Raw genomic sequence first — 12716 nt, 5'->3', positions numbered from 1 at the left:
CGGGTGGTTTTGTACCATCGCCCCGGACAAGGGGGCCTTCGTGAAGCCGTTGAACACCGGCGAACCCACCGGCGTGGGGCGCTACCGGGTGTTCGCCGCGCTCGGTGAGGGCGGGATGGGCCGGGTGCTGCTCGGGGTCTCCTCCGACGGGCGCCTGGTCGCGATCAAGCAGGTCCACCCGGGTTTCGCGCACGATCCCGGCTTCCGCGAGCGGTTCCGCCGGGAGGTCGAAACCTCCCGTCTGGTGTCCGGCGCGTACACCGCCCCGGTCATGGACGCCGATCCGCACGCGCCGACACCATGGCTGGCCTCGGTGTTCGTCCCGGGACCGGCGCTGTCCGACGCGGTCTCCGCGGGCGGGCCGCTGCCGCCGATGGCGGTCCGGCATCTCGCCGCGGGGCTCGCGCTGGCGCTGGGCGACATCCACCGCGCCGGGCTGATCCACCGGGACCTGAAGCCGAGCAACGTCATCCTCGCCGGCGACGGCCCCCGGGTGATCGACTTCGGGATCGCCCGCGCGGTCGAAGGCGACTCCGAACTCACGCACACCGGCGCCGTCATCGGTTCGCCCGGGTTCATGTCGCCGGAGCAGGCCGAGGGCAAGCCGCTGACCGCGGCGAGCGACATGTTCTCGTTCGGCGCGTTGCTGGTGCTGGCGGCGACCGGGAAGAGCCCCTTCACCGGGACGTCCACTCCGCACACTCTGTACAACGTCGTGCACGTCCAGCCCGATCTGCGGTATCTGGCGCCGGAGCTGCGGCAGATCGTCGAGCCGTGCCTGGCGAAGAACCCGGCGGACCGGCCGTCCCCGGCCTGGGTGCTGGAGCGGCTCGGCCCGATCCCGCCGGTGACCAGCCCGTGGCCACCAGTGGTGTCGCACCTCATCGAGACGCAGCAGGCCGAGGTCCGGCGGCTGCTGAACCCGCCTCCGCCGAAGCGATCCCGGCGCGGCCTGTACGCGGGACTGGCCGCGGCCGCCGTGGTGCTGCTGGCCGGTGGCACCGTCGCCGCGGTCTCGCTGTCCGGGGAAGACCCGCCTCCGGCCGCCATCGCGCCGAGTTCCTCGCCGCAGCCGGACGAACCGGTCGCCACCCCGGTCAACCAGGATCCGCTCGGCCCGGACAACCTGCGCCGGGTCGACCTGTGCAAGGTGCTCGCGGGCCGGGACGTGCCAGGGTTCGGCAAGCTGAGCACGGAGATGGACATCCATTTCGACTCGTGCACGTACTCCTCGCCCACGGGGAAATGGCTGGACCTGCAGATCGGCGGCGATCTGGTCGAAGGCGTGGCGGGCGGCGAGCTGGAAGGGCTTCCGCTGCGCGTCAAGGGCTCCGACGACGCGTGCGCGGTCGCCGTCCCTGTCGCCGGCCTGCCGAACACCAAACTCAGCGTCGACGTCAACTCGATGTCCACAAAGGACGAGGCGTGTTCGGTGGTGAAGGCCGCGCTCTCCGACGCGGTCAAGCGGATCCGCGCCGGAGGCCACGAGCGCGCGCTTCCGGCGGGCACCCTGGCTCCACTGGACCCGTGCGCGCTGCTCGGCCCGGCGACCACGGACCGGCTGATCGGCCCGGTCGTCGAAACGATCCGCGAACATCTGCACCAATGCCGGTACGACACGACGGGCAGTGTCCGGCTGAGCTTCGTGCGGGCGTACCCGCCGGCCCAATCGAAGGATTCGTACTACACGGAGACCGCCACCCTGGATCTCGGCGGGGCCAAGGTGTACCTGGCGAGAAGGGACGACGGCGCCGCCCGCTCGTCCTGTTCGCTGACCTGGCAGCATCGGTCCGTCAGCGACCGCGACGGGGAGAACGTCGAGCTGACCGTCGGGACCAGCGGTGCCGAGAAGACCGCCGAGCAAGCCTGCGAGAAGGCGAAGGCCTTCGCCGGGGCGTTGTTGCCGAAACTTCCGAAACCCTAGGGCTGACCAGTGAAACCGTTGAACCCCGGGGAACCCCGGCAGATCGGCCCGTACCGGATCATCGCCGAGATCGGCGAAGGCGGTATGGGGCGCGTCGTGCTCGGCCTCGCCCCGGACGGCAGGCTCGTCGCGGTCAAGCAGCTGCACGCCCAGTTCGCGCACGATCCCCGCTTCCGTGAACGGTTCCGGCGCGAGGTCGCCACGTCGCGGCTGGTCTCCGGCGCCTACACCGCCGCCGTCATGGACGCCGACGCGGAAGCGGAAACCCCGTGGCTCGCCTCGGTCTTCGTCACCGGTCCGTCGCTGAAGGAGGCCGTGGACGCCGCCGGGCCGCTGCCCGCCGAGTCGGTCCGGGTGCTGGCGTCCGGACTCGCCGCGGCGTTGACGGAGATCCACCGTGCCGGGTTGATCCACCGGGACCTCAAGCCCAGCAACATCATCCTGACGAGTGATGGCCCCAGGGTGATCGACTTCGGCATCGCGCGGGTGGCCGAGGAGGCGCAGGAACTCACCGGGACGGGCGCGATCATCGGGTCGCCCGCCTTCATGTCGCCGGAACAGGCGGGCAGCGGGCAGGTCACCGGCGCGAGCGACGTGTTCTCCCTCGGCGCGATCCTGATCATGGCGTCGACCGGACGCGGCCCGTTCACCGGCCCGACCGCACCCCAGACGCTGTATAACGTCGTTCACGGCGCGGCGGACTTCAGCGTGGTTCCGGACGAGATCCGGCGGCTCGCCGAGCCCTGCCTTGCCAAGGACCCGGCGCGACGGCCGACGCCGGAACAGATCCTGGACTTCCTCGGCCCGGTCCCGCCCGGCGCGGCGCCCTGGCCGCCCGCCGTGCACGCCCGGATCCAGCGGCAGGACGCCGAGGTGCGCTCGGTGCTGGCGCTGCCGTTGCCGTTCTTGCGGCCGACGCCGAAGAAGATGGCACCGAAGACGAAGAAGATCCTGTTCGGCGCGCTCGCCGCGGTCGTTCTGCTTCTGATGTCGGCGATGGTCGCGCTCGGTCTCACCATCGCCGACCACGCCAAGCCGGAGAACCCCGGAACGACTTCGCTGTCGGCGACCGACGCACTCGGCCCGGAACGCCTGCGGCTCGTGGACCCGTGCAAGGTGCTCGCCGGCCGGTTCGTGCAGGAGTTCGGCACGCTGAAACCGGACACGCATCTGACCCACCCGGCCCGCTGCAAGTACTCCGGCCTCAATGGCGTCACCTTCGAGCTGCGGCTCGGCGAGGGCGTGACCGCCGGCAGTCTCGAACGGACCGACCGCACCGTCGAGGGACTTCCGTTGCTGCGCAGCACGATCAGCGGCGGATGCGACTCGATCGCGCAGCTGCCGACGGACCGGCGGCTCGGTGTCGTCGTCTCCCATCTCGGCCGGGACGGCGATCGCTGCAAGGGCGCCGACGACATGCTCACCGCCGCCATCACCCGGCTGCGCACCCACGAGGCCGACCGCGCGGGCGACGCGGCGAGCATCCTGCCGCTCGACCCGTGCGCGGCCGCCGATCCGGCGGTGCTCGGCAAGAACATGGCAGGCGCGCAGGCGGCTCCGCGGACGTTGCGGATCTGCGAGTGGGAGGGCGGCGGGGACACGCTGACCGTCGAGGTCCAGCGGGGGGCATACGCGCCCGAAGGTTCGCCGGTGGACCTCGGCAGCGGAGTCACCGGCGACATCCGGGAGTTCGGCGGCTCGAACTGCGCCGTGACGTGGCAGCACCGTCCGCTGCCGGACCGCGAGGCCGAACACGTCGCCGTCCGGCTGCTCGCACGCGAGGGCGGAAGCCCCTGCGATCGGGCGAAGGAGATCGCGGTCTCGGTCGCCTCGAAGCTGCCGAAACCCTGAGCCGACCGGGTGTCGATCGAGAAGGGGAACCCCTGTGCGCGCCCGGAAACGGGTCCGCTAAGCTAGCTTCAGTACGAACAACTTCACCACGCGCGTTTAGCTCAGCGGGAGAGCGCTTCCCTGACACGGAAGAGGTCACTGGTTCAATCCCAGTATCGCGCACCAGGTTCACTTCCCCGGTGAACCGGAGTTCGTACCGCGGGCGATTAGCTCAGGGGGAGAGCGCTTCGTTCACACCGAAGAGGTCACTGGTTCGATCCCAGTATCGCCCACCGCAGTGAAGGCCCCACCCGGCTCGGGTGGGGCTTTTCGCGTTGCGGGGGGCGTTGGTCTCGTGAGTGGTCGCGGTCGTGGGGATGTCGTGAAGGGCCCCTTTGAGACGATCATCGTCTCAAAGGGGCCCTTCACGACATAAGAGCTCAGCGCAGCGACTCGATCATCGGCGTGAGTGTGTCCATCGTCGCGGCGAGGTCGGCCTTCGGGTCGGGGGAGTGGGCGAGCCAGACGGCGGCCTCGTTCATCGCGCCGGAAAGCAGGCGTACCAACGGTTCCACGGGCCGTTTCGCGAGGGCGCCCTCGGTCATCAGCCCGGTCAGCGCCTCGGCGAGGTGCCGGGCGGAGGACTCCGCGTCCAGTTCGCGCCAGTCCTGCCAGCCGACCACCGAAGGACCGTCCAGCAACATGATCTGCTGGATCTCCGGATCGGTCGCCGCGGCGAGGAACGCGCGGCATCCGGCCAGCAGTCCCGCCCAGGAGTCCGGCGCGGCGTCCGCGGCCCGCGCGATCTGCTCTCCGACGTCGTGCTGGACGACGCCGAGTACGTGCCGGAACAGGTCGGCCTTGCTGCTGAAATGGTGGTAGAGCGCGCCTTTGCTCACGCCCGCGGTCTGCGCGATGGTCTCCAGTCCGACCTTGCCGTATCCGTGCTCGGCGAACAGTCGCCGGGCGGTGGCGGTCAACGCCCCCATCGTCTCTTCGCGTTGCTGCTGTTTCGTGCGGGCCATGACCCGAATCTTGACATACCGACCGTCGGTTGGCTAACTTCGACAAAACAAACCGACAGTCGGTATTGTTCACGAGGCAAGGTGGCATCATGCGTCTGACCAGCTTCTATCCCGTTCTCATGACCGAGAAGATCGCCGAGACGCGGGACTTCTACTGCGGCCACTTCGGCTTCGAGCTCACCTTCGAGGCCGACTGGTACGTCAGCCTCAAACGCGGCGAGTGGGAGCTCGCGATCCTCGCTTCCGGGCACGACACCATTCCCGCGGGGGCGGGCAAACCCGTGCAGGGACTGTTGCTGAACTTCGAGGTCGAAGACGTCGACGCCGAACACCGGCGGCTGGTCGTGGAGGCGGGGCTGCCCGAGGCACTTTCCTTGCGCAGCGAGGAGTTCGGGCAGCGGCACTTCATCGTCGCCGACCCCAACGGCGTGCTGATCGACGTGATCCAGGAGATCCCGCCGACCGGGGAGTTCGCCGAGCAGTTCATCGACGACGCACGCCCGAGCTGACGAGGACGGCCACCACGAACAGTCCACAAGCGACGGCCGCCGACACCTGCAGTCCGGTGGTGCAAGCGATCCGAGCGGCGTCGAGCACTTCGCCGGCCAAACGCGACGTCAAGCCCGAGGCAGCCGCTTCGGCTTGAGCCGGCCCCGACAAGGCGAGCGCCCGCGCCGGTTCGGGCACCCCGGCCGGGACGGCCAGGTGCCCCGCGTACACCGCGGCCGCCAGGGAACCGAAGACCGTCGTCCCGAAACCGGCGCCGAGTTCGTAGCCCGTCTTCTCCACCGCCGCGGCGCCGCCCGCCTGGTCCGCCGAGGTCGCCGAAAGCAGGGTGTCGGTGCTCGAAGTGAGCGCGAGCGCCATACCCAGTCCCAGTCCTGTCATGCCGATGCCGAGCAGCACCGGCGACGTCAGCGCGGCCGAACCCGCCGCCGGGACCAGCAACGACACCGCCGTCACCGCGAACCCGGCCGTGCGGACCCGCGCGTTGCCGAACCGTCCCAGCAGCGAAGGGGCCACGACGCTGCCGACGGCCGACGCGCCCAGCACCAGGAGCAGCCGGGACGCCGCCGCCGTCGGCGAGAGACCGAGCACCACCTGGAGGTACTGGGCGAACAGCAGACCGAGCCCGACCAGCGTGCTCATCACCAGCAGCACCCCGCCGACCGCGGCCCGCACTCCCGGCCGCCGGAACAGGGTGAGGTCCAGCAGCGGCGGATCGGTCCGGCGCTGGCGGCGCAGGAACAGTCCGATGAGGACACAGCCGGTCACGCCCGAAACCGCGGCCGTCGTCCAGGAGCCCGGCTGCCCGACGGCGAACGCGATACCGAGGACACCGCCCGCCGCGAGGGCGGCGCTGAGCGCGTCCCACGGCCGCCGCCCCGGCGGGTTGCGGGGGAGCCACCGCAGCGCCAGTACCACCGCCGCCAGGATCACCGGCGGATTCAGCAGGAACGTGGCCCGCCAGCCCCACGCCTCGACGAGCACCCCGCCGAGGATCGGCCCGAACACCGAGCCGGTGCCCGCGATCCCGCTGCACACCGCGATCGCCGTGCGGCGGTGCCGCTGCTCCGGGAAGAGCTCGCGGAGCAGCGACATCGTCACCGGCATGATCATCGCGCCGCCGCAGCCGAGCAGCGCGCGGAAACCCAGCAGTACCGGGACGTTGGGCGCGAACGCGCAGCCGAGCGACGCGACACCGAACACGATGTACCCGGAGACCAGCACACGTCGTCGCCCGTACCGGTCGCCGAGGGTGCCGAACGGCAGCAGCAGCGGCGCGGCGGTCAGCGGGTAGATCGCCACGATCCACACCTGCGCCGCCGCGCCGGGCCGTAGCTGCCGGACGAGGTCGGGCAACGCGACGTGCAGCACGGTCGCGTCCACCGCCACGAGGAAGAGCCCGGCACCGAGCACCGCCAGCAGCGGCCAGGCGCGGATGACCGCTCGCTCGGCCCGGGCCGTGGTCACAGGAGTCCCGTCAGATGCCTCGCGACGACGTCGACGTGAGGCGGGTCGACCACCGACAGGTGATGCGCCTCGACCGGCACGATCTCCAGCCCTGGGCACAGTTCCGCCCAGCCCGCCGCGAGATCCGTGCGGGAATACCGGGGTTCCATCGCCAGCCCGGCCGCGTACTGCTCGATCGCCCGGTAGAGCACGACGCGGCCGTCGTAGCGGCGGGGCGTACCGCGTTCGGCCGCCAGTGTGTCCAAAAAGGACTGACGTTGGTGCCGGAGCACGCCGGGGCTGAGCAGGCCCGCTTCGGCGACCCGCCGCATGGTCAGCTCGATCTGCTCCTCTTCGGGCAGCGGCGCCAGCTCCTCGTGCCCGAGTCGGACTTCGCGGCCGTAGGTCCCTTCGACGTAGCCGGTGAATCGCAGGAAACGCCGGGCGGACGACGCGCGCGGATCGAGATCCGGCTCCGGAAGCGGGAGCATGGTGTCGATCAGCGCGACGAACTCGACCTCTTCGCCTTCCTCGGCCAGTCGCGCGGCGACGCCGTAGGCCAGCGCTCCGCCGAACGACCAGCCCGCCAGCCGGTACGGCCGGTCGCGACCTTGTTCCCGTACCAACGGCAGGAGCTGTTCGACGCGTTCCTCGATGCCGACACCGGGAACGCGTTCGAAGCCGACGCACGGCACCGAGGCAGGCAGCCGGTCCAGCAGCGGCCGGTACACGGTGCAGGTGCTGCCTCCGGGGTGGAACAGCAGCAGCGGCGCGACCCCGGTTTCACCACGAGTGAGGACGTGGACCGGCCCCCGCTCCTCCCTCGTGTCCAGGACGGCGCGGGCGACGTCGGCGATGGCCGCGAGGGAGTCGTGCCGCCGGAGTTCGGCGGCGTTGACGGGCGTGTCGAGTTCGGCGCTGAGCCCCTCGGCGAGCAGTTCGGCCAGCCGGTCCGGGGTGCCGGTCTCGGTCAGCCGGACCTGCGTGCCGCCCGCGTCGATCCCGGTGTGCTCCTGCCACAGGCGCAGGACCAGTCGGTCGGCCGCGTCCCAGGCACGGCCGCGGGCCGGGAGCGGTTCTTCGTCCTCGCGCGGCGTGAGGTCGCGGCTGAGATCGGCGAGAGTGGCACCGCGGAGCACGCTGACGGCGTCGGGTTCGGTGCCGAACTCCCGGCGGACGGCCTCCCGGATCCGGTTCGCCATCAGGGAGTCCAGTCCGAGTTCCACCAGCGGGACGTCGGCGTCGATACGGTCGGGCCGCAGTCCCATGACGGCGGCGACGATCTCGGTCAGCCGGTCACCTCCGCCGCTTCGTACGGGTTCGGGTTCCGGCGTGCGTGCCGCGAACGACGGCGGTTCCCCGGCGGCGGTGTACCAGTGCCGTTCGTGCCGCCACGGCATCGGCGGGACGTCGACCAGGCGGGCGCCGTCGTCCGGAGCGGCGGGGGTGATCCGGGTACCCGCGCAGTACAGTTCGGCCGCCGCGGCGCCCAGCGCGCGGACCTCGTCCTGGCCCCGGCGCAGCGTTCCGGTGACGACGGCGTCGTGGATCCCCTCGGCTTCGAGCGTCCTCGCCACCGAACCCCGCAGGATCGGATGCGGCGACACCTCGAGGAAGACACGGTGCCCGTCCGCGGCGGCGGCCGCCACGGCCTGCCGGAACCGCACCGGACGGCGCAGATGCGCGGCCCAGTACCCGGCGTCGAAGTCAGGCAGCTCCCGCGGATCGGGGAGAACCGTGTCGTACCAAGGCACCGTCGGACGGCGGCCGCCCAGCTCGTCGAGCGCTTCTCGGAGCGCGGGCAGGATGGGGTCGACGCGGGCGGAGTGCCCGGCGACCTCGACCGGCAGCAGCCGCGCGGTCAGCCCGGCGGCTTCGAGTTCCGCGACGAGCAATTCGAGCACGGTCGCGTCCCCGGCGACGGTCAGCTGACCCGGCGCCGATTCGACGGCGAGTTCGATGTCCGGGTACAGGTCGAGTTCCTCCGGCGCCAGTTCCACCGCGGCCATCGCCCCTCCCGGGCCGATGGTGCCCAGGAGCCGGGCGCGGGTCGCGACCAGGTGGACGGCCTCGTCGGGAGTGAGCACGCCGCTCACCACGGCGGCCGCCGCGGAGCCGAGCGAATGCCCGACGACGGCCGCGGGCCGGACCCCGAGCGCCTCCCATTGGGCGGCCAGCGCGATCTGCGTCCCGAAGATGGCGGCCTGGGTTCCGGGCAGCGAAAGCGGCTTGGCGCTGGTGAGCAGGGCGCGCAGCGATCGGCCGGTGTGCTCGGTGAACAGGTCGTGGAGCTTGTCGACCTGGGCGGCGAAGGCGGGCTCGGCGGCCAGCAGCCCGCGTCCCATCCCCGCCCACTGGGAGCCGTGGCCGGAGAACACGAACACCGGCCCGTCGCCGCTCCGCGTGGTGCCGGCGACAGCGCCCGCGGGCAGCGGATCGGCGCCGGTGCCGACGGCGCGCAGCAGCACCGCGAGCTCGGTGGTGTCCCCGGCGACGACGGCGGCGCGATGCGGTCCGCCGTTGTCGCGCCGGAACAGCGTGTGGGTGACGTCGGCGAGGGAAAGCGACGGCGTTGCCGAGGACTCCAGCCAATTCGCCAGCTGGGTCGCGCGTTCGGTGAGACGGTCGCGGGTACGGGCGGACAGCAGCCCGATCCGGACGTCCTCGCGGTCGGGGGACGGTTCCAAGGCAGGGGCCTGTTCGAGGACGACATGCGCGTTGGTCCCGCCGAACCCGAACGCCGACACCCCGGCCGTGGCGCGGCCGGACCGGCGTGGCCACGGCGTCGGTTCGGTCACCACCTTCAGGCGCAGGTCGTCGAACGGGATGTGCGGGTTGGGGGCGGTGAAGTGCAGCTGGGGCGGCAGTTCGTCGTGGGTCATCGCGAGCACGACCTTGATCAGCCCGGCGATCCCCGCCGCCGCCTCCGCGTGCGCGATGTTCGTCTTCACCGAGCCGATCAGCAGCGGGGCGTCGGCCGGGCGGTCCTTGCCGAGGACGGCGCCGAGGGAGCGGGCCTCGATCGGGTCGCCGAGCAGCGTGCCGGTGCCGTGCGCCTCGATGTAGTCCACAGTGGACGGATCGAGCCGGGCGCCGTGGTACGCCGTGCGCAGCATGTCCTGCTGGGCGACGGGGTTCGGCGCCGCCATGCCCTGGGAACGGCCGTCGGAGTTGACCGCGGTCGAGCGGATCACCGCCAGCACCCGGTCGCCGTCGTACTCGGCGTCCGCCAGCCGCTTGAGCACGACGACGCCGCAGCCTTCGGCACGCGCGATACCGTCGGCGCCCGCGGCGAAGGTCTTGCACCGGCCGTCCCCCGCCAGCAGTCCCGCGGCGGCGAACGCGGCCGTCGGTCCGGGCAGCAGCATGAGGTTCACCCCACCCGCCAGCGCCAGATCCGCCTCGCCGTCGCGCAGCGCGCGCACCGCGTGGTGCACCGCGACCAGCGACGAGGAGCAGGCGGTGTCCACCGCCATACTCGGCCCGCGCAGGTCGTAGACGTAGGAGAGCCGGTTGGCCGAGATGCTCCCGGCCGCACCGGTCGCCGTCCACAGGTCGACTCCGCCGCCCGCCATCGTGAGGTGCCCGTAGTCGTGAGTGGAGATCCCGGTGAACACGCCGGTCCGGCTGCCGCGCAGGGAAGCCGGGGCGATCCCGGCATGTTCCAGCGCCGCCCAGGCCACCTCCAGCAGCATCCGCTGTTGCGGGTCCATTGTGGACGCTTCACGCGGGGTGATGCCGAAATGCTCGGCGTCGAAACCGGCCACGTCGTCCAGGAAACCGCCGACGATCGGCGCCGCGTCGGCCGCCGACCGGCCCGGCGGCGCGGTCCGGACGGCGTCCCGTCCGCTGCGCAGCAGGTCCCAGAACTCGTCGAGCCCGTCCGCTCCAGGCCAGCGGCAGCCGAGGCCGACGACGGCGATCGGGTCGGTCCGGCGCCGGTCCGTGCCCGGCGATTCCGGCTCCGGTTCGGTGCCACCGGTCAGGGAGCGGGCCAGGTGGTCGAGGGTCGGGCTTTCCCACAGCAGGGTCGCCGGGAGCGGGGTGCCGAGCAGGTTTTCGAGATCGCCGGCGATACCGACGGCCTGACGGGAGGACAGGCCGTAGTCGCTGAGCGGGCGATCGGCTTCGAGCCGCGCCGGGTCGACGCCGAGGTGTTCGGCGACGGTGTCGAGCAGCCAGCGGCGCAGTGCGGGGGTGTCGAGCGTCGGGTTTCTCATCGCACCAAGGCCTTTCCGTAGTCGCCTGCGAGGTAACGGTCGCGGCAGGCGGCGCGCGCGATCTTGCCGCTGGAGGTCCGCGGGACCAGCCCCGCGGGGACGAGCACGACGGCGCGCAGCGCGAGGCCGTGCGCGTCCGAAACAAGTCGCCGGATCACCGCGGCGAGCGCCCGTTCGTCCTCGGTGGTCAGTGCGGTGTGACCGCGGTGTTCGGCGACGATGACCGCGGCTTCGGTGTCGGTGCCTTCGACGGCGAACGCGGCGACACTGCCGGGGCGGATGTCGCGGTCGGCCGAGGCCGCCGTCGCTTCGACGTCCTGCGGATAGTGGTTGCGGCCGTCGACGATGAGCAGATCCTTGATCCGGCCGGCGATGTAGACCTCGCCGTCGTGCCGGACACCGAGGTCGCCGGTGCGCAGCCACGGCCCGCCGGGTAGTCCACTGTGGTCCCCGGTCAGCCGGGCGCCGAAGGTTTCGGTGCTTTCCAGGGGCTTCTGCCAGTAGCCCGTGCCGACGTTGGGGCCGTGGACCCAGATCTCGCCGACCGAGCCGTCCTCCAGCGCGACACCGGTTTCCGGGTCGACCAACGCGACGTGCTGACCCACCGGGACGCCGCACGCGACCAGCCGGAGACCGGTTTCCGCCTGACGCGCCGTCCCCGCGCCCAGCGCGGCACGGTCGAAAGTCGTGACACGCGGGGGAGTGGCGGGGCCGGTGGTGACGAAGACCGTCGCCTCGGCCAGCCCGTACGCGGGACGCGTCTTCTCCGGCAGGTAACCGGAATCGGCGAAGGCCGCGTGGAACCGGTCGAGGACGTCAGGGTTGATCGGCTCCGCGCCGTTGACGATCGCGGCGACCCGGTCGAGGCGCAGTTTGGCGCGGTCCTCCTCGCGCACCCGGCTCGCGGCGTAGTGGAACGCGAAGTTCGGGGCCGCGCTCCAGCTCCCGTTGTGGTCGCCGAGCAACTCCAGCCAGCGCACCGGGCGCTCGATGAAGGCCAGCGGATCCATCAGCACCGACCGCATGCCCAACGCCAGCGGCGTGATCAGGCCGAGCACGAGACCCATGTCGTGGAACAGGGGCAGCCACGACACCGTGGTCCCCGACGCGTCCATGCCGAGCCCGTGTACCGCCTGGCTGACGTTGGCCAGCACGTTGGCGTGGGTCAGCACCACTCCCGCCGGGCTGCGGGTCGAGCCGGACGTGTACTGCAGGTACGCCACCTCGTCCGGTGACGGCGCCGGGGCGGGCCACGCGCGGACCGGGCCCGCGGCGGGCTTGTCGGCCGCGACGACGGCGACGCGTTCGCCGCCGGGCAGACCGGCCAGGAACTCGCGGACCGCGTCCTCGGCCGCGGCGGTGGTGACCACCGCGGTGGGGGAGCAGTCGGTCAGCACCGCGGCGAGCCGTCCGGCGGCCGCCGGCAGCCCGGGGTCGAACAGCGGGACGGCGATCGCCCCCGCGGTGATCGCGCCGAGGAACGCGACGACGTACTCGGTGCTCTGCGGGCACAGCACCGCCACCCGATCACCGGGCCGGACCGGCAGCGCCCCCGCGACGGCGTCGACACGTTCCTGGAGCTGCTTCCAGGTCAGGGTCCGCCGCCGCCCGGCGCGGTCGGTCGCGAAGTCGGTGAAGGTCACCGCGGGGCGGTCGCCGTCGGTGTCCGCCCAATGCCGGAGGCAGGCGGGGAGGGTGGGGCCGGCCGTGGCCGGCAGGTTTTCGGGGGCCAGGGACATGGCGTCTCCTCAGGTTTTCGGGGGA

The 12716-nt window shown here is 72.0% G+C and carries 7 protein-coding genes and 2 tRNA genes; 5 read left to right on the top strand and 4 right to left on the bottom strand.

Going from position 1 to position 12716, the window contains the following annotated elements:
• Nucleotides 1-40 precede the first annotated feature (40 nt).
• The 4 genes from DMH03_RS38680 (at nt 41) to DMH03_RS38665 (ending at nt 4047) form a co-directional block, all read left to right on the top strand.
• Nucleotides 41-1924 carry a serine/threonine-protein kinase gene (locus DMH03_RS38680; protein ID WP_125796962.1) on the top strand — a complete coding sequence of 628 codons (1884 nt, stop codon included), beginning with the start codon at nt 41-43 and terminating at the stop codon, nt 1922-1924.
• A 9-nt stretch (nt 1925-1933) separates the two neighbouring features.
• A complete protein-coding gene (locus tag DMH03_RS38675) occupies nt 1934-3775 on the top strand; it encodes a serine/threonine-protein kinase (RefSeq protein ID WP_125796961.1) in 1842 nt (613 codons plus the stop codon).
• 90 nt (nt 3776-3865) lie between these two features.
• Nucleotides 3866-3940, top strand: a tRNA-Val gene (locus DMH03_RS38670).
• 35 nt (nt 3941-3975) lie between these two features.
• Nucleotides 3976-4047: transfer RNA gene (locus DMH03_RS38665), tRNA-Val, on the top strand.
• Nucleotides 4048-4194: 147 nt separating this feature from the next.
• Here the strand turns inward: DMH03_RS38665 and DMH03_RS38660 are convergent.
• Nucleotides 4195-4779: a TetR/AcrR family transcriptional regulator gene (locus tag DMH03_RS38660; RefSeq protein WP_125796960.1), complete on the bottom strand. Its 585-nt coding sequence runs from the start codon at nt 4777-4779 to the stop codon at nt 4195-4197.
• An 89-nt stretch (nt 4780-4868) separates the two neighbouring features.
• On the opposite strand from DMH03_RS38660, the gene DMH03_RS38655 reads away from it, so the two are divergent.
• Nucleotides 4869-5288 (top strand): VOC family protein, encoded by a 420-nt coding sequence (locus tag DMH03_RS38655; protein ID WP_125796959.1) that lies wholly within the window; start codon nt 4869-4871, stop codon nt 5286-5288.
• On the opposite strand, the gene DMH03_RS38650 is transcribed toward DMH03_RS38655, so the two are convergent.
• Genes DMH03_RS38650 through DMH03_RS38640 form a run of 3 tightly spaced genes read right to left on the bottom strand, consistent with a single transcriptional unit; the run spans nt 5263 to nt 12691 of the window.
• Nucleotides 5263-6753 (bottom strand): MFS transporter, encoded by a 1491-nt coding sequence (locus DMH03_RS38650; RefSeq protein ID WP_125796958.1) that lies wholly within the window; start codon nt 6751-6753, stop codon nt 5263-5265. The genes DMH03_RS38655 and DMH03_RS38650 overlap by 26 nt on opposite strands.
• Nucleotides 6750-10952: a type I polyketide synthase gene (locus DMH03_RS38645; RefSeq protein WP_125796957.1), complete on the bottom strand. Its 4203-nt coding sequence runs from the start codon at nt 10950-10952 to the stop codon at nt 6750-6752. The genes DMH03_RS38650 and DMH03_RS38645 overlap by 4 nt, the downstream gene beginning before the upstream one ends.
• On the bottom strand, nt 10949-12691 hold the full coding sequence (locus DMH03_RS38640) for a fatty acyl-AMP ligase (RefSeq protein ID WP_199749192.1): 1743 nt from the start codon (nt 12689-12691) through the stop codon (nt 10949-10951). The genes DMH03_RS38645 and DMH03_RS38640 overlap by 4 nt, the downstream gene beginning before the upstream one ends.
• Nucleotides 12692-12716: the final 25 nt, after the last annotated feature.

Source organism: Amycolatopsis sp. WAC 01376 (assembly GCF_003947415.1).
Classification (GTDB): Bacteria; Actinomycetota; Actinomycetes; order Mycobacteriales; family Pseudonocardiaceae; genus Amycolatopsis.
The sequence above is the reverse complement of the archived record's forward strand: the minus strand, read 5'-3'. Positions and strand labels throughout refer to the sequence as shown.

Coding starts and splice junctions, on each gene's coding strand:
- DMH03_RS38645 (WP_125796957.1), bottom strand. CDS start 10,952: ATGAGAAACCCGACGCTCGACACCCCCGCACTGCGCCGCTGGCTGCTC.
- DMH03_RS38660 (WP_125796960.1), bottom strand. CDS start 4,779: ATGGCCCGCACGAAACAGCAGCAACGCGAAGAGACGATGGGGGCGTTG.
- DMH03_RS38655 (WP_125796959.1), top strand. CDS start 4,869: ATGCGTCTGACCAGCTTCTATCCCGTTCTCATGACCGAGAAGATCGCC.
- DMH03_RS38640 (WP_199749192.1), bottom strand. CDS start 12,691: ATGTCCCTGGCCCCCGAAAACCTGCCGGCCACGGCCGGCCCCACCCTC.